Raw genomic sequence first — 16,136 nt, 5'->3', positions numbered from 1 at the left:
GTGGCGCGCATGGGACGTCTCGGCGGGGCCTTGCTTGTCGCCGTCTATGTCGCCGCCGCCGTCATCCTGGCTGTGCTGCTCGCCCAGGAATTCAGTCGCGACCGCTTTGGGGATTGCATGAGCCTCGGCGCCTACTCCAGGGAACAGTGCGAGGAATATGCGCGCGAGTAGGGGCTCCAAGCCCCCGGGTCGCAAGAGCGGCGTTGGAGGTCAAGCTCGGCGGCCGGCCCGAGCCTATGACCGCGGTTTTGACAGGCAGGGGCATGTGTGATCTTTCGCCATGACGCCCCATCCGCGGCAGGAGAATATTTCTTTTGCGCACGCATGACGATTTCGCCGCGGAAGCCCGCGAAAAAGACGCTTCGTCCCGCCTCGCGGAGCAGGAAGGGCTCTTGGCCCATCAGCTGCAATATCTCTACGCGGAAGTCCTTCAACTGAAGAAGGAACGTTACGAAATCATCTATACCGCAAGCTGGCTCGTGGTGCGCCCGCTGCTGCGTCTCGAGGAGGCCTTGGCCGGCTTCGCGCGCCGCCTCTTCTCCGCCGCGCCCGCTCCCGCGACGACAGGCGCCGCTTCCGCCGAAGCTGGCGAAACGCGGGCGGCGGAGCCGCGTCGCATTCTGATCGACGTGACAGGCACGGTCGAGCGCGACATGGGAACGGGGATCGAGCGGGTCGCCAAGGATTTGTCCAACGCTCTCCTCGCCGCCGATCCGGCGCATTGCCTGCTGGTGAGATGCGACAAGGGCCGGCTTCTCGAATGCGTGGCGCCGATCGGCGCCAAGGACAGGGCGGGAGATAAGGAGCTCGCGGTCGAACCCGGCGACCAGCTTCTCATCCTCGCCGACGCCTGGAATTACCCGCAGGCCTATGCAGGCGTTTTCGACGCCGTTCACGCCAGCGGCGGGCGGGTGATCGTCTGCGTGCACGATGTCATCCCCGAGCTTTTCCCGGCCGTCTGCCATGAGCGGACAGTCGCGCTGTTCGGGGCGTGGCTGCGGGATATTCTGCCCAGCGCCGACGGCGTTCTCACCATCTCTCGCGCCTCGGGCGCCGATCTCCGCGCGCTGATCGAAGACAAGAACCTTGCGCACCGGCCGGGCCTCTCGATTGGCTGGTTTCACAACGCCTCCCATTTCGCGCCCAATCCGACCGCTAAGGCGCGAGAAAAGATCGCGAAGGTCGTGCAGGACCACGCGCCGGTCTTTCTCTGCGTCGGCACGCTCGAGCCGAGAAAAGGCCATCTCGTCGCGCTCGACGCCTTCGAGCGGCTGTGGGCGCAAGGCCATCCGGCGCGGCTCGTCTTCGTCGGGCGGCGGGGCTGGTTCGATTATCGGCTTGTCGCGCGCATCACGACCCACCCCGAATTCGGCCGCCGGCTGTTCTGGTTCGACGATGTCGACGACGCGGAACTCGCCTTTCTCTATGCGCACATGTCCGCTCTGGTCTTCCCCTCTTTTGCAGAAGGCTTCGGACTGCCGGTGATCGAGGCGTCGCGCTGCGGCAAGCCGGTTTTGCAGCGACATCCCCGTTTTCAGAGAGATCGGCCGCGACGGCGCCATCTATTTCGCGTTGAACGATCCAGCGGCTCTGGCCGACGCCATCCGGCGCTGGGAAGCCGGCCTCGCGCCGGCCCACCCCGAGCGCGTGCTGGGGTCGTCATGGGCGGACGCCGCGTGGCGCATCCTAGATGCGATCAAAAGGAACCACTGGGCCTTTCATTTGGCCTGAATGCGAAGCGATCTTCGATGACGCCGACGACCGAGGCATTCGCCTCTCGCAACATAAGCTTCTTCCGTTGGATGAGCGCCGGCGCGGTGGTCGTCATGCATGCGACCGCCCTCCTGCTCGCGCAGGCCGACATTATGAGCGCCCCGCATAATTTCTTCGAATATGTCTGGTGGTTCGTCTCCAACAAGGAGGTCGGCCACAAGGCCGTCGTCGGCTTCTTCGTGATCTCGGGCTATCTCGTGGGCGGCGAGGTCGTCAGGGGCGTGAGGAGCGGCGAGTCATACTATTACGCTTATTTTCTGAAGCGGTTCGCCCGCATCTATGTCGTGCTGGCTCCGGCGCTGGCCTTCACTTTCCTCATCGACGCCGTTGGCGGCGCGCTGTTCAGGAGAGGCGGTTTTTACAGCGATCCGATGTTCGCCGGCCATTTCGGCTTCGACGTTTTCGCGCTCAATCTCCTCAATCTGCAAAATATCCTGACCGAGCCCTATGGCACGAACATCCCGCTGTGGTCGCTCGCGGTCGAGGTATGGTATTATATTACTTTCCCGCTGCTGCTGATGCCGATTGCAACGCATCTGTCCACGCGCGCGCGGCTCTTCTGGTTTTGCCTCGCCGTCCTCGTCTGCGGCTATTTTTCGCTCGTTTCCTACCTCTTCTTCTGGGGCTATGTCATGTGGATCGCTGGCGCGGTCGTGGCGATGGCGCCGCGCCCGCTCATGCGCTCCTACTGGGCGGCGCTGGCGCTCTTCGTCGTTGTGATCGTTCCGGTCCGCCTGCTGGTGCGCGGGCCGCTCGTCGAGTCCTTCCCGTCGGCGCGCACCGCGAGCGATGTGGTTTGCGCTTTCGCTTTCGCCAATCTGCTTCTTACGTCGCGGTTTTCGGCGCCCCGCCTGTTTGCGGCGCTGCCGGCCCCGCGGCTCGACATTCGCAATTTCACCTATTCCTTGTATCTCACGCATCTGCCCATCATCGTTTTCCTACGCGCCGGACTCGAAACCTTCGCGCCGGGCTGGGCGCTGCAAAACGCGACGATGGGCAACTGGCTGGTCACGCTCGGCGTAATCGCCGGCGCCGGCGCTTTCGCCTATGCGTTCTCGGGGCTGACGGAGGCTAAAACTGCGCTGTTCAGACAGTATGTGCAACGCAAGCTCGATGGCGTTGCGCGTCTTTCTGGAATGTTAGACGTCGGCCGGTCGCGGGTCGGGCGATGAATTTGGGCGGCGACTCACGCGCCGCCCTGCTTACAGCGCCAGCATATAGGCGACCAGATTGTCCTTCTCTTCGCGCGTCAGCTGGAGGCCGAGCACGAGGTTGAAGTATTCCACCGTATCCGCAAGGGTCGGCAACCGGCCGTCGTGCAGATAGGGCGGCGAATCCTTGACCCCGCGCAGCGTGAAGGTCTTGATCGGTCCATCCGGCACGACGATGAGCCCGTTGATGTTCTTGCCGACTTCGTAGAATCGCTCAGCCTTCAAATCGTGCATATTGTTGTCGAGGAAGGAGAGGTTCGGGATATGGCATTCGGCGCATCGGCCCTTGCCCAGGAACAGCTTCTCGCCCGCCAGCTCCTGTTGCGTCGCCCGCGTCGGATCGAGGCGCCCGGTCGGATCGAGCTTCGGCGCGGGCGGGAAGTCGATGATGTTCTGCATCTGCGCCATCATCGCGACCTGATCCGCGCGGTTGGGCAAATGCACGCCCTTGCGCTGGGCGCTGACCTGATCGCCGTTGAAATAGGCGGTACGCTGCTCGAATTCGCTGAAATCCTCGACCGAGCGCAAAGACCGCTTCGACCCATGGATTTGCTGGTTGAACATGCCGCGCAGGCTTACCGTATCCAGCCTGAAGCGCACGGCCTGGGGCCGAAGGTCCGGCGTCTGGTGGAAAGCCGCGTTGGTGTGGAAATTCGAATGACAGTCGAGGCAGGAAATGCCGAGCGACTGTTCCGCGACCTTGCGTTCTTCGGTCTGATTGAATTCCTCCTGCGGAAATGGCGTTAGAAGCAGGCGAAGACCCTCGAGCTGCACCGGCGTCAGCAGCCCCACCATCATCTTGTAGTGGTTCCTGATCGTCAGCAGCTGGCCGCGCGAGACGTCGCCAAGATCGGGGCGTGTCGTGAGAAAGATGGGCGGCGGAAACTCTGGCGTCAGATGCGGCGGCAGGTCGAAATCGACGTCGAAGCGTTTGAGGTCGCGGCGCTCCTGACGGCTGATTTCGTCGATCTGCTCTTTGGGTATGACTTGCCCGCCGGTTGATTGCTTGACGTGCGGAAGCGGCAGGAAGCCCGCGGGAAAGAGGCCCTTCTGCCGGATTTGCTCCGGCGCCATCGCGGCGAGACCGTCCCAGGTCGCGCCTTTGGGCAGCTTGACGCGCACGCCGCCCTGGACCGCCTTGCGCCCGCCCGACATCATCAGGCCGGGAATCGGTTTGTCAGAAAGATCGTAACGCTCTTCCAGCAATGCGCGCTGCTGCTGCTGGACGCCGGCCTTACTCGCCTCGTCGTCCGCCTTTACCGCGTCGAAAGGCCGGGTGGGCAATGGGCGATAGCTCGCATCCGGCAAAGATTGTGCAAAGCACACGGAAGCGAAAAGCGACAAGATGAGCGGAGAAAGCGATCGTGCAGGGCGACCAGGCATGGGCGTCATCCCCATAAGGCAAGCGAACACTCTTCAACCGCTCGGCAGTCTCAATGTTCCTTCTTATCCTCCTGGAGCGCCGCTTGAGCCTGTTTTGTCACGTCCTATAATCGCACCAAAAGCCCAAGCAACGCCTGAGCCATGCTCGGCGGCGGATGAGAGGAATGCGCCGATGCGTGGTCTGACGCCTCTTTCCAAGATTGCTATACCGGACCCTCGTCCGATAGAGACGTTCGAGGCGACGCTCTTCGATCGCAAGTTCGTTTTCAAAGGGCTGAAGCGCCTACTCGGCGCTGCCGATTACGACAAGGCCGGAGATCGATTGGCCGGCCTGGCCGCGACAAGCGATCTCGAGAGAGAGGCGGCGCGACGCATTCTCTCCAGCTTGACATTGCAACATATTTACAATTCCCCTCTCGACAATGGCGACGGCGTCGTCGACGAGGTCATGCGGGTCAATTACGATATCGACCTAACTGTGTTCCGAGAGATCGCGTCCCTGACCGTCGGCGCGGCGAAGGACGCCATCCTTGGCGGCGACGCCTCCGTCGTGAAGCGCTTGAGCCGAGGGGTCACCGGCGTGATGGCGGCGGCGATCGCGAAAATCATGGACGTGCATGAGCTCATCTATGCCAGCAAAAAGCTGTCGTGCTCTGCAACCGCGCGAACAACGGTCGGACTACCAAATACGCTTTCCTCCCGGCTTCAGCCCAACGATCCGACGGACGACCTCGACGCCATCGCCTTGCTTATTCACACGGGTCTCAGTCTCGGGGCCGGCGACGCTCTGATTGGCGTCAACCCAGCGATCGATACGGTGGAAAACACGACAAGGCTGCTGACGCACATCGACGCCGTGAGACGCCATGCCGGAGCGCCGACGCAAATATGCGTGCTTTCCCACATTCGCACGCAACTCGCCTGCCTTGAAAATGGCGCGCCCGTGGAAATCATGTTTCAAAGTCTGGCGGGAACGGAGCGCACCTTGTCGGAGGAATTCGACTGCACGATCGCGCTTCTCGACCATGCCTACACGGTCATGTCGGAACGCGGCGCGCTTGGCCGGGACGCAAGACAATTCATGTATTTCGAGACCGGGCAGGGAAGCGAAGTCACTTACGGAAAACATAATGGCGTCGACATGACCACCGCGGAGGCGCTCTGCTATGGCCTCGCGCGGCGCTATGATCCCTTCATGGTCAACAATGTCACAGGCTTCATCGGCCCTGAGACACACCGAACCAACATGGAGATGATCCTGTCGAATTTGCAGGATCATTTCATGGGCAAGCTCCTCGGTCTGCCGATGGGCATGGCGCCCTGCTATACGCTCCACTCGGAAATTACGACCGAAGGCCAGCAGGTCGCGACGGCGCTGCTGACGGCGGCGGGGGCCAATTACTTCATGGACGTCTATCTCGGCGTCGATCGCATGCTGGCCTATTTCGATACGTCCGGGCACGACGACCAGACGCTGAGAGAGATCTTCGAACGCACGACTGCGCCGGAATTTGCGATCTGGGCGGTCGACCGCGGGATCTTTCAAAGGGATGAAACGGGCGCTCTTCGGCGGGGCCCGAACTGGGGCGATCCACGCATTTTCAGCGACGGGCGAGCGTTCTAAAGACGATGCAAAAAACTGCCGGCGGCCTATGGCTGGGACAATGCCGGCGCTCGGCCCTCCAATGACGTCTCACGTCGAACGCGCGCCAATCTCGCCCTCGGGCGGGAGTCGATTTATGCGGAATTGTCAGAAGAGAAGCTCGGCCCGATCACGCTTCGCCGCATCGACACCGCCGCCGCCACGAAGCTTGAACATTTGAATAATCCCGAACTCGGCGCCACTCTCGACGCGCGTGCGCTCGCGATGCTGACGCCCGAGGGTCTCGACGTTCAGATCCTCATTTCCGATGGACTGAGCGCGGAAGCCATCCATCACAACATCCCGAGGCTTCTTCCGCCGCTCCTGTCCGAGCTTTCGGGCGCGAAGGTCACCGTCGGCGAGCCATTTCTTGCCCGCAACGGCCGCGTCAAGCTCGCAGAAGCAATCGGGAACGCGCTGAAGCCGCAACTCGTCGTCACGCTCATCGGCGAACGACCTGGAGGCGACGGCATGGCGTCGCGGAGCATGTCCGCCTATCTCGCTTTTCGCGTCGAGCCGAAAGACCCGGCCAGGTCCAATACGGCTGCGCGTTACGAGTATACGGTGATTTCGAATATCTATCAGCAAGGGACGCCCCCTGAGGACGCGGCCGTCATTATCTTTGATAAAATCAGACAGATCCTGACCCATCGCGCCGCCGGCAATCGACTCGAGAGCATGATTCAGAAAACAAAATAAAGCCCGGACGCAGATGGGGGGCGCTGGTCTGGAACGAAATCACTGCGCCAGCGTTTCTGGAAGATTGACGCTAGAATCATTTCTCACTGAGACTGGGACGCCCGTCCATGCGCTCAACCGCATTCAGCAAAATCCTCAAGTGGCTCAATCAGCGCGCCGGAGGGGTTATCTTCGGCGCGCTTTGTCTTGCTTTGCTCTCAGCTTCGCCCGTCAGAGCGGCGCAAGAATTTCCTCTCTACGGAGGCCCCGGCGGCGGCGCCTTTCGTTTCGACTGCCCGTCGGGACACTTCATGGTTGGGGCGAAATACCGGGCAGGATCCTGGTTGGATCAGATCGCCGTCATTTGCGCCAAAATCGGTCCTTTGGGGTTGGATTACGATCCGATCGGCCCGGCGTTCGGTGGAAATGGCGGCAATGTCTCGCGCATCGAAACCTGTAACTTGAATCAGGTGATTACCGGCGCCGCGGTGCTTCTCAACTCGTCGAACAAATTCGTCAAAGAGATCGATTTCGGATGCAGGTCGCCGTACAACGGCTCCTATCGGTCGATCATCGTTGGATCGCCCGCAAGCATATTCCCCGACCATTATCAACTTTGTCGCAACGGCGAGGCCATAACAGGAATTCAGGGACGCGCCGGACTCTTCATCGACGCGATCGGCATGATTTGCGGAGCGCTTCCGGAAATTGCGCCCTCCACGCCGGAACCGCCGCCGGAACAGTGCGCGGGACTGAAAGAGGATCCGGCTCCAAACCAATGGGTCGACATGCTTCGCGCGCATAATGAGCGACGCGCCCAGCATTGCGTCGCGCCGCTCAAATGGTCGGCTGAACTCGCCCAGCAGGCTCAAGCCTATGCGGAGAAATGCCGCCTCGGCGTGCATGGTTCAACTGGAGAGAACCTTGCCGCCGCCTGGAAAGAGGTTAATGGCGCGCCCGTGTTGCCGGCGTTAACCGACAGAGAGGCCTTCGAGACGACGTGGTATTGTGAAAACAAGAACTACGATTTCAACAATCCCGTGTTCAAAGGCGGCTCCGCTTCGGAATGCAAGGACGTGAACGGTCACTTTACGCAGGTCGTCTGGAAGGACTCCTGCCAGCTTGGATGCGGACGCGCGGATTGCGACATCACCGACAGCAACGGGATCGTGCACAAAGGCACGCAATGGGTCTGCAGATATCTGCCTGCAGGGAACGTCAATGTGACCAACGTCGACGTGCTGAAGGATCAGGTCCGCCCCGGCACATGCAAATGAGGTCCCTCGGTCGGCGTAGCCCCCCGCGCTCATGTGAGCGGCATTGGTTTGGCAACGACCGCGAGAAGCTCATGGCCTGAGGGACGAATGACAAAGAGCGGCGTCGCCTGGACAAAAACCAGGCGCCTCGGCGCGAGGGTGCGGCGCTGACGCCATTCGGCTGTGGCGCGCGATGCGATCGAAAAAACGGATGCGTCATATTCATATATCCTATTTTTCTATTTGTTCTGGGCAATCTACCTTGGACTTGCGTCAAAAGTCGGAGGTCCAGCGTGCAAGTGCTCGTAAATTTTATGAATGATGAAACAGGAGCGGTTGCGATTGAATATGGTTTGATCGCCTCGCTCATCGCCATCGCGACAATCTCGGCAGCGAGATCTGTCGGAAGCAAACTTTCGGGGACGTTCGCAAGAATCTCGGGCAATCTGGCCTGAGCGGGAAGGGCGGGGGCGCGTCGCCGCGTTGAGCAAGGCCACCCCGAACTGCTTTCCAGAAGATGCAGGGAAGTTCGGCGGGCCGGGGCCGAAGAGCCATCACCCGCAAGAGAGCCCTCGTCCTTCCTTTGCGCGCGTCCGGGGCTGACCATGCCCCATTCGATGAAGAAAGAGTCCCTTCTGTTTTGATGGCGGAAGAGGTGGGATTCGAACCCACGGTGGAGTTGCCCCCACGGCGGTTTTCAAGACCGCTGCCTTAAACCACTCGGCCACCCTTCCTTGCGGTCGTGATATAGCACGCTTGCGCCGTCGCGCGAGAGGGTCTGACCGTGCCGCTTCATTTTGCCTATGGCTCCAATATGGAGGCCGCCGCCATGGCCCGGCGCTGCCCGCGCTCCAGGCTCGTGGGGCGGGCGCGGCTGCCACGCTGGCGCTTCGTTATTCTCCCTTCAGGCTTCGCCAGCGTCGCGCCGGACCCCCGCGCCACGGTCCACGGGGCGCTGTGGGACGTTCCGGTCTCCGACGTGACGGCGCTCGACCGTTACGAGCAGGTGGGGCAGGGACTCTACGCCAAGCGGATCATCCCGGTCCTGCGCGAGCCCTTCGGCTCCGCGCCGGCGCTGGTGTATATCGGGGCTGCGCCGAATCAGGGCGCCGCCTGGCCCGGCTATCTCGCCGACATTGTCGCGGCGGCGCAGGCGCTGGAGCTGCCGCCCGCCTATATCGGCTCTCTCTCCCATCTCCTGGCGGAACAACGGAAAGGCCCGCGCGGATGAGCTTCGAGGTTCCTGTCGTTCACACGATCGAGGAGATGCGCGCGTTCGTGCGGGCGCAGCGCGCGAGCGGCGAGCGGATCGGGCTCGTTCCGACGATGGGCGCGCTGCACGCGGGCCATCTCTCGCTGGTCGAGGCGGCGCGCCGCCACGCCGATCGGGTGATCGCGACCGTCTTCGTCAACCCGACGCAGTTCGGGCCAAACGAGGACTTCGCCCGCTATCCGCGCACGCTCGCCGCCGATCGGAGGAAGCTCGAGAGCGTCGCGGCCGATCTCGTCTTCGCGCCGGCGGTGGAGGAAATGTATCCGGAAGGCTTTTGCACGACGGTCGCGCTCGACGGCCCCGCCAAGGCCGATCTCGAGGATCGCTTCCGCCCCGCGCATTTCGCGGGCGTCGCCACGGTGGTGGCGAAGCTGCTCAATCAGGCGCAGGCGGATGTCGCGGTCTTTGGCGAGAAGGATTACCAGCAGCTGCTCGTCATCCGCGCCATGGCGCGCGATCTCGACATTCCGACGCGCATTCTCGGCAGCGCGACGCTGCGGGATCCGGACGGCCTCGCGATGTCATCGCGCAACGTTTATCTGTCGGCGGAGGATCGCGCCCGCGCCCCCGCGCTGCATCGCGCGATCTCCGTGGCGGCCAAGCGCATCGCCGAGGGCACGGCGATCCGCCTCGTAATGGCGGAGGCGCGCGAGGCGGTGGCCGCCGCCGGCTTTGAAATCGATTATGTGGAAGCGCGTCACGCCGAGACGTTGGCCAGCGTCGCGGCGCCTTCCGACGGGCCGATCCGCATCCTGGCCGCGGCGCGTCTCGGCGCCACGCGGCTCATCGACAATGTCGCGGTTCCATGAGCCGTCGCGTCGTTCGCATTTTCGTGGCCGGGCGCGTCCAGGGCGTGGGTTTCCGCGCCTTTCTGATCCGGGAGGGGAATGCGCTGGGCCTCGACGGCTGGGCCCGCAACCGGGCGGATGGCTCGGTCGAGGCGCTGGCCGCCGGCTCCGATGCGGCGATCAGCGCATTTCTGGAGGCCGCGCGACGGGGGCCCTGGGGGGCCCGGGTCGACCGCCTCTGGCAGACGCCCGCCGACGAAAGCGAACTCGCGGGCGTCGACGGCTTCGGCATGGCGGCGACCGTGTAGCAAGGGCCGCCGAGCGCAGCTTATCCGAGCAAAGCGTCCAGCATCCCCAAGACCTTGAGCAGAACGCTCCCGCCCGGCACAGTCTCCATGAAAGCCTGAAAGCGCGTCGGCTCCAGGCCCGAGAGGATCAGCAACACGGCCAGGACGAGAAGCAGAAAGGCGATTTTGGGGAAGAAGAGCCCGATGATCATGGCGAGGGCCAACGCAGCGCCACGCCGCGTTCTTCCCGATAAGCCTGCCCCCTCGGTCGACGAATTTCCGAACAGCGGCAGAGGATTGGCGGTCGCCTTATCCTCGCCGGCGACGGCGCGATATTGGCTCCAGACCCATGCTTTCGACGTATCGGCCATGGCTGCGGTCCTCGAATCAGCGGGTGCGTTCTTCGGAGAGTTTCTGCTAAAGTGCGCAATGAGGAAAGAGGGCTCGGGTTCCAGCGTTTTCGTCACAGTTGAAGGCTTGGACCATTGGAGGAAGGCGCCATTAAATGAGGCGGCCCGGCTTTATCTGCGCCGAGGATGGTCGGTTCTGCCTTTGCGGCCCCATGACAAGCGCCCTCTGATGACAAGCGCCCTCTGATCCCATGCACCAATCTGCAAGACAGCCGCCCTTCCGAGCAGGATATCGCCGCATGGTTCGAACGCTGGCCGAACGCCGATATCGGCGTGGCGGCGACGCCGCGCTTTCTCGCCTCGAGCAACGCAATCGGCCTCTCCCCGCCACGATCGAGTCGGTCACGGGCGGCGTGACGCAGGGCGAGCGCAATTCGACGATCGCCTCACTGACCGGTCATCTGCTTTGGCGCGACGTCGACCCTCGGTCGCGTTGGAGCTCATGCTCGCCTGGAAACGCATGCGTTGCCGCCCGCCGCTCGAAGACGCCGAGGTGGCCGCTGTCGTCGCCAGCGTCAGCCGCCTGCACGACGGCAGTTGAACGTTTACCGGAAAGAGATAAACCGTCCTACATATCAAAAGCATCGAAGATTTAGCCAAGATGGGATCGGCGTGACCAGCCTCATTAATTCCGGCTCGAGCCATACGCCCTTGTGCGCGATCGGAGCGTCGGCGGGCGGCGTGGCGGCGCTTCAGGAGTTTTTCGGAAGCGTGAAAAGCGATCTCGGCTTGGCCTTTATCGTGATTATGCATTGTCGCCGTCACAACCGAGCGCGCTGCAGGAGATCATCGCGACGCGCACGCAAATGCCCGTCGTCGAAGTTGAGACGTCGGCGGAGCTCAGACCGAACTGCGTCTATATCATCGCGCCCGATCGAGAGCTGGTCATCGAAGGCGACGATCTCGCCGCGAACCCCTTCGTCGCGCCGAGGGGCCGGCGGTCGCCGATCGACACATTCTTCCAGTCCGTCGGGGCGAGCCGCGGCGACGGCATCGCCATTCTCTTGAGCGGAACCGGCTCGGATGGGACGCTTGGCGTGCGCGCCGTCAAGGAAGCGGGCGGTCTGGTCTTCGCGCAGGACCCAAGGGAGGCCGAATACGGCACAATGCCGGAGAACGCCATTGCAACCGGGGTGGTCGACTTCGTCGGGACGATCGCCGCGCTGGCGGAGCGGGTCGCCGAGGCGGTGCGGAGCAAGGAGGCGTTAAGCCGCGCCAGCCGCGAGGAGGTCGAGCAGCAGGTCCGCGCCATTTTGACGTTTCTGCGCCTTCGCACCGGGCACGATTTCTCCAATTACAAACGCGCGACGCTGCTCCGGCGCGTCGCGCGGCGCATGCAGATCACGCGGCAAGTCAATCTCGGCGACTATTATAAATATTTGCACAGCCATCCCTCCGAAGCGCAGGAGCTGTTTTCGGACCTGCTCATTTCGGTCACGATGTTCTTTCGAGACCCGCAGGCCTTCGCCGCGCTCTCAGAAAGCGTCATCAAGGTGTTGTTCGATCGCCTCGCCGACAGCGATGCGTCGATCCGCGTGTGGGTGGTTGGGTGCGCGACAGGCGAGGAAGCCTACAGCATCGGCATTCTCTTGCTGGAGGAAGCCGCCCGGCGCGGGATGCACCCGATCATCCAGATTTTCGCCACGGACATTGACGGCTCGGCCCTGGCCCTGGCGCGTGAAGGCCGCTACCCGAGGTCGATCAGATCCTCAGTGTCCGAGGCGCGTCTCAAACGCTTTTTCACGCAGGACGGACCTTATTATCGCGTCCGACAGGAATTGCGCGACCTCGTGCTCTTTTCCCTTCACAGCGCGCTCAAAGACCCCCCCCTTCATCAAGGTGGATCTGATCTCGTGCCGTAATGTCTTGATCTATCTCCAGCGGGATCTCCAGCGCCAGCTTTGCACCCTCTTCCACTACGCCTTGAAACAGAACGGCTATATTTTCCTGGGCTCCGCGGAGACGATCGAGACGACGCCCACGCTCTTCACGCCTGTCGATCGGGACGCCCGAATTTACGCTGCGCTGGCGACCTTGGAGAAAGTTGCGCCCGTCATGCCGCAGCTCAGCCCCGACCGGCATTTTCTGGAACAGCCGGCCAAGCAACGCCTCGACGCAGATCATGGCGGAGGGCTTGGACACTCCCATGCCTCCGCGCTCGAGCACTTCGCCCCGCCCAGCGTTCTCGTCGACAACGCTTACCGTATCCTTCATCTGTCCCCTACTGTCGGCCGCTTCTTTCGGCCCCAGGAAGGGCCTTTCAGCGTGGAGCTGCCCGCTCAGGTGCGTCCCGAATTGCGGGTCGATCTGAAGCTCGCCCTGCAACGGGCGCTCGAGCAGCAGAGTCGTCATTGACCCTCCCGCTCGGCGTCGCCTTCAATGGCGAGCGCAGGCACGACGCCATGCATGTCATTCCGACAGCCGACGACGCAAAGCGCGCTCTGGTTTTTCCTGGACGCTGGCCTTGCGGACGTCAATGAAAAGGCTCTCAAGGACGAAGACGTAACTCTCACGGAAATCACGCGCCTGCGTCAGGAGCTGAGCGCCGCGCATGATCGGCTGAGCGCCAGCCGCCGCGAATATGAACAGGCGACGCAGGATCTGAGAGCGGCGAACGAGGAACTGCAATCGATCAACGAGGAATATCGCTCGACCGCCGAGGAGCTGGAGACAAGCAAGGAAGAACTCCAGTCGATGAACGAGGAGCTGCAGACGGTGAACGGCGAGCTGAAGAGCAAGCTCGAGACGATTTCGGCAAGCCATAACAATTTGCAAAATCTCATCGCGGCGACCCAGGTGGGGACGCTGTTTCTCGATCGCGACTTCAGGATAAGACTCTTCACGCCGCCGATTACGCGCTATTTCGCGATTACCGACGCTGACGTCGGCCGGGCGATCTCCGATTTCACGCACCGGCTGGTCTATGCAGATATGGATGCCGACGCCGCGAGCGTATTGAAAACGCTTGTTCCGCTGGAGAAAGAAATACGCACGACCGACGGCCAATGGCTTTCCATGCGTATGCGGCCCTATAAAACGCTCGATAACAGAATCGAGGGCGTTGTCGTCACATTGTCGGACGTCACCAAACTCAAGCTCGCGGAGGAGGGGCTGGCGACGGAACTCCGTGCAATGGAGCGTCTCCAGCAACTCAGCACGAAGGTCGTGGAAGCCGATCGACTCGACGCGCCGCTCGAAGCGATTCTCGACTCGATGATCCTGTTGCTCAACGCCGATTTCGGCTTCATTCAGCTTTACGACGAGAAAAGCAAGACGCTCCGCATCGCCGCCCAGCGTGGGTTCGAGCAGCGCTTTCTCGAGCGTTTCGAAAGGGTCGACGCTTCGTCGCAGCTCGCCTGCGGCGTCGCATTGTCGAAATGTCAGGTCGTCGTTTTCGAAGATGTCGAGAAGGAGCCCGGATTTGCGCCCTGTCTGGAGGAAGCGCGGGCCGCGGGTTATCGCGCGGTCATCGCGAGCCCGCTTTGCGACAGCTCTCGCAAGGCGATCGGGATGCTTTCCATCCACTTCCGCGCGCCGCATTCTTTCTCGGCGCATGATCTGCGCTTCGTCGATATTTGCGCGCGTCTCGCCGCGGACGCCATCAACGCCTACCTGCTTCAAGCGGCGTTGCGCGAGGCGGATCGTCGTAAGGATGAGTTTCTCGCAACGCTGGCGCATGAATTGCGCAACCCGCTGGCCTCGATTCACAATACGCTTGGCATCTTGAAGCGTAGGGAATTGCCTGAGGACATGGCGTCGCTGCGGGCGCTCCTCGAGCGTCAATCGACAAGGCTTCTGCGCCTTGTGGACGATCTGCTGGACGTGGCGCGCATCACCCAGGGCAAAATCGAACTGCGCAGGGAAAAGCTTGATCTCAACGAGCTTCTTCGCACGGCGACGGAGGCGGATATGCCGCAGGTAGAGGGAAAGCACCCGCATGTTGCGGTCTCATTGGCGCCAGAGCCGTTGGTGATCGACGGCGATCCCATGCGGCTCGCTCAGGTCTTTGCTAACCTTCTCCACAACGCGGCCAAATTCACGCCGCCAGACGGACGCATCGACGTCACAAGCCGCCGGGACGGCGACCTTGCGGTTGTGTCCGTTCGGGATGACGGCTGCGGCATTGGGGCTGACAAGCTTCCGCGCGTCTTCGACCTGTTCAATCAGGCCCATCGCACCGTCGGTAGCGAGCGGGGCATCGGCGTCGGGCTTGCGCTTGCGCGCAGCATCGTCGGCCTGCACGGCGGCGAGGTCCAGGCATTCAGCGAAGGGCCTGGAAAAGGCAGCGAGTTTCGAGTTTCTCTGCCTCTCGTCGACGGCCGCTCGTCATAAGGGGCGCAAAAAAGCGTAGGGAAGGTGGAAGCCGCGCTGCCCCGCGCTATCTGGCCGGTGTCGCGGCGTGGAGCGCTCATGACAAATCGGGACCTCGTCGCGATCGGCGCGTCCAGAGGCGGGTTCGACGCCCTACGCTTTATCGTCAGTAAAATCCCGCTGGATTTTCCAGCGTCCATTCTCGTCACCTTGCATCTTCCCAGCAACTTTCCCAGCGCGCTCGACAAGATCCTCGCGAGTGCGGGGCCGCTCCGGGCTCAGTTCGCGACTGAAGGCGGGCTGTTACAAAAAAGCCAGATCTACATCGCGCCGCCTGAACGGCATTTGATCCTCGAGGAGACCGTCTCGCGCTTGGCGCTGGCCCGCGAGAGAATTTTGCGCGGCCGGCTATCGACCCGATGCTGCGTTCCGTCGGCCTTTGCTGCGGCTATCGCGCCATCGGCGTCGTCATGACAGGGGAATTGATGGACGGGGCGTCGGGTTTGGCGGATTTGAAAGCATGCGGCGGAATCGCTGTGGTCCAGGACCCTGCCGATGCGGCTTACGCTGAAATGCCTCAGCAGGCGCTCGAAGCGCATCCGGATCATGTCTCTAAGCTCTTCGACATCCCTGGCTTGCTCGAATCTCTCGTGCTGCAGCCGGCGCAAGCGCCCTTGCCTGCGCCTCAACGGTTGAAGCTCGAAGTCGCAATCGCCAAAGAAGGCAACGCCAGTGTCGACGAAATGGACGCCATTGGCCGCCGCTCGACCTTCGTCTGCCCAGAGTGCGGCGGCGTTTTGTGGGAAGTCGAGGATAAAGACGCCCCCTCACGATATCGCTGCCATGTCGGCCACGCCTATCATCATGAGCTGCTTCGCGTTGCTTTGGACAGCAATGTCAGAGTCGCGCTTGGAACAGCGCTTCGGACGCTCAGCGAGCGCCTGGCGCTCACACAGAAGCTCCAAAAAGACGCGGTGAGTCGCGGACAGAGACTGAGCGCCGAGTCATGGGCGCGAAAAGGTTCTGAACTGGAAAAGGAAGCCGAAACGATCCGCAAGGCGATCGTCATCGCCGACTCGCTACAGGCGCAATTCTCCGCATCCAAGGACCCGGCTTAGGGCTCA

At 62.2% G+C, this 16,136-nt stretch carries 14 protein-coding genes, 1 tRNA gene and 2 pseudogenes; 14 read left to right on the top strand and 3 right to left on the bottom strand.

The annotated features are described in order from the left end of the window. Positions 1–9 precede the first annotated feature (9 nt). A complete protein-coding gene (locus ACETII_RS01875) occupies positions 10–171 on the top strand; it encodes a hypothetical protein (protein ID WP_472786902.1) in 162 nt (53 codons plus the stop codon). 143 nt (positions 172–314) lie between these two features. Next, a complete protein-coding gene (locus ACETII_RS01870; RefSeq protein ID WP_472786901.1) occupies positions 315–2,945 on the top strand; it encodes an acyltransferase family protein in 2,631 nt (876 codons plus the stop codon). Positions 2,946–2,975: 30 nt separating this feature from the next. On the opposite strand, the gene ACETII_RS01865 is transcribed toward ACETII_RS01870, so the two are convergent. Beyond that, entirely contained in the window at positions 2,976–4,367 is a 1,392-nt protein-coding gene (locus tag ACETII_RS01865) for a cytochrome B6 (protein WP_472786900.1), read from the bottom strand. 172 nt (positions 4,368–4,539) lie between these two features. Between ACETII_RS01865 and eutB the strand changes: the two genes are divergently transcribed. The 4 genes from eutB (at position 4,540) to ACETII_RS01845 (ending at position 8,398) form a co-directional block, all read left to right on the top strand. Beyond that, positions 4,540–5,991 (top strand): ethanolamine ammonia-lyase subunit EutB, encoded by a 1,452-nt coding sequence (gene eutB, locus ACETII_RS01860; RefSeq protein WP_472786899.1) that lies wholly within the window; start codon positions 4,540–4,542, stop codon positions 5,989–5,991. A 15-nt stretch (positions 5,992–6,006) separates the two neighbouring features. Next, the gene (locus tag ACETII_RS01855; protein WP_472788203.1) at positions 6,007–6,708 is read left to right on the top strand and encodes an ethanolamine ammonia-lyase light chain EutC; all 702 of its coding nucleotides are present in this window, start codon (positions 6,007–6,009) and stop codon (positions 6,706–6,708) included. Between the two features lie 323 nt (positions 6,709–7,031). Then, a complete protein-coding gene (locus tag ACETII_RS01850) occupies positions 7,032–7,964 on the top strand; it encodes a CAP domain-containing protein (RefSeq protein ID WP_472786898.1) in 933 nt (310 codons plus the stop codon). A 293-nt stretch (positions 7,965–8,257) separates the two neighbouring features. Next, on the top strand, positions 8,258–8,398 hold the full coding sequence (locus ACETII_RS01845; RefSeq protein ID WP_363351173.1) for a Flp family type IVb pilin: 141 nt from the start codon (positions 8,258–8,260) through the stop codon (positions 8,396–8,398). A gap of 189 nt (positions 8,399–8,587) precedes the next feature. Here ACETII_RS01845 and ACETII_RS01840 read toward each other — a convergent pair. Next, positions 8,588–8,677, bottom strand: a tRNA-Ser gene (locus ACETII_RS01840). Between the two features lie 50 nt (positions 8,678–8,727). Here ACETII_RS01840 and ACETII_RS01835 point away from each other — a divergent pair. From ACETII_RS01835 to ACETII_RS01825, 3 genes are read left to right on the top strand one after another with little or no spacing between them, the layout of a single operon-like run. After that, positions 8,728–9,174 carry a gamma-glutamylcyclotransferase family protein gene (locus ACETII_RS01835; protein ID WP_472786897.1) on the top strand — a complete coding sequence of 149 codons (447 nt, stop codon included), beginning with the start codon at positions 8,728–8,730 and terminating at the stop codon, positions 9,172–9,174. After that, positions 9,171–10,025 carry a pantoate--beta-alanine ligase gene (gene panC, locus ACETII_RS01830; RefSeq protein ID WP_472786896.1) on the top strand — a complete coding sequence of 285 codons (855 nt, stop codon included), beginning with the start codon at positions 9,171–9,173 and terminating at the stop codon, positions 10,023–10,025. The genes ACETII_RS01835 and panC overlap by 4 nt, the downstream gene beginning before the upstream one ends. Then, positions 10,022–10,312, top strand: coding sequence for an acylphosphatase (locus ACETII_RS01825; protein ID WP_472786895.1), 291 nt, complete (start codon positions 10,022–10,024; stop codon positions 10,310–10,312). The genes panC and ACETII_RS01825 overlap by 4 nt, the downstream gene beginning before the upstream one ends. 20 nt (positions 10,313–10,332) lie before the next feature. Here the strand turns inward: ACETII_RS01825 and ACETII_RS01820 are convergent, their stop codons facing one another. Further along, complete coding sequence (locus tag ACETII_RS01820; protein WP_363349327.1) at positions 10,333–10,662, bottom strand: hypothetical protein; 330 nt, start codon at positions 10,660–10,662, stop codon at positions 10,333–10,335. A 651-nt stretch (positions 10,663–11,313) separates the two neighbouring features. Here ACETII_RS01820 and ACETII_RS01815 point away from each other — a divergent pair. From ACETII_RS01815 to ACETII_RS01795, 5 genes and pseudogenes are all read left to right on the top strand, one after another. Beyond that, a pseudogene (locus tag ACETII_RS01815) lies at positions 11,314–11,816 on the top strand (chemotaxis protein CheB); the annotation flags it as partial. Next, a pseudogene (locus tag ACETII_RS01810) lies at positions 11,808–13,056 on the top strand (CheR family methyltransferase). The pseudogenes ACETII_RS01815 and ACETII_RS01810, both read left to right, overlap by 9 nt. Positions 13,057–13,107: 51 nt before the next feature. Then, positions 13,108–15,033, top strand: coding sequence for a PAS domain-containing protein (locus ACETII_RS01805; RefSeq protein ID WP_472786894.1), 1,926 nt, complete (start codon positions 13,108–13,110; stop codon positions 15,031–15,033). Positions 15,034–15,057: 24 nt separating this feature from the next. Then, positions 15,058–15,486 (top strand): chemotaxis protein CheB, encoded by a 429-nt coding sequence (locus ACETII_RS01800; RefSeq protein ID WP_472786893.1) that lies wholly within the window; start codon positions 15,058–15,060, stop codon positions 15,484–15,486. Further along, positions 15,432–16,130, top strand: a complete 699-nt coding sequence (locus ACETII_RS01795; protein WP_472786892.1) for a chemotaxis protein CheB — start codon at positions 15,432–15,434, stop codon at positions 16,128–16,130. The genes ACETII_RS01800 and ACETII_RS01795 overlap by 55 nt, the downstream gene beginning before the upstream one ends. Positions 16,131–16,136 lie beyond the last annotated feature (6 nt).

This window comes from Methylocystis sp. NC52PC (assembly GCF_055698645.1).
Note: the sequence above shows the minus strand (reverse complement) of the source record. Positions and strands in the feature narration are given on the sequence as shown.

Coding starts and splice junctions, on each gene's coding strand:
- ACETII_RS01820 (WP_363349327.1), bottom strand. CDS start 10,662: ATGGCCGATACGTCGAAAGCATGGGTCTGGAGCCAATATCGCGCCGTC.
- eutB (WP_472786899.1), top strand. CDS start 4,540: ATGCGTGGTCTGACGCCTCTTTCCAAGATTGCTATACCGGACCCTCGT.
- ACETII_RS01845 (WP_363351173.1), top strand. CDS start 8,258: ATGAATGATGAAACAGGAGCGGTTGCGATTGAATATGGTTTGATCGCC.
- ACETII_RS01825 (WP_472786895.1), top strand. CDS start 10,022: ATGAGCCGTCGCGTCGTTCGCATTTTCGTGGCCGGGCGCGTCCAGGGC.
- ACETII_RS01795 (WP_472786892.1), top strand. CDS start 15,432: ATGCTGCGTTCCGTCGGCCTTTGCTGCGGCTATCGCGCCATCGGCGTC.
- ACETII_RS01805 (WP_472786894.1), top strand. CDS start 13,108: ATGTCATTCCGACAGCCGACGACGCAAAGCGCGCTCTGGTTTTTCCTG.
- ACETII_RS01875 (WP_472786902.1), top strand. CDS start 10: ATGGGACGTCTCGGCGGGGCCTTGCTTGTCGCCGTCTATGTCGCCGCC.
- panC (WP_472786896.1), top strand. CDS start 9,171: ATGAGCTTCGAGGTTCCTGTCGTTCACACGATCGAGGAGATGCGCGCG.
- ACETII_RS01865 (WP_472786900.1), bottom strand. CDS start 4,367: ATGCCTGGTCGCCCTGCACGATCGCTTTCTCCGCTCATCTTGTCGCTT.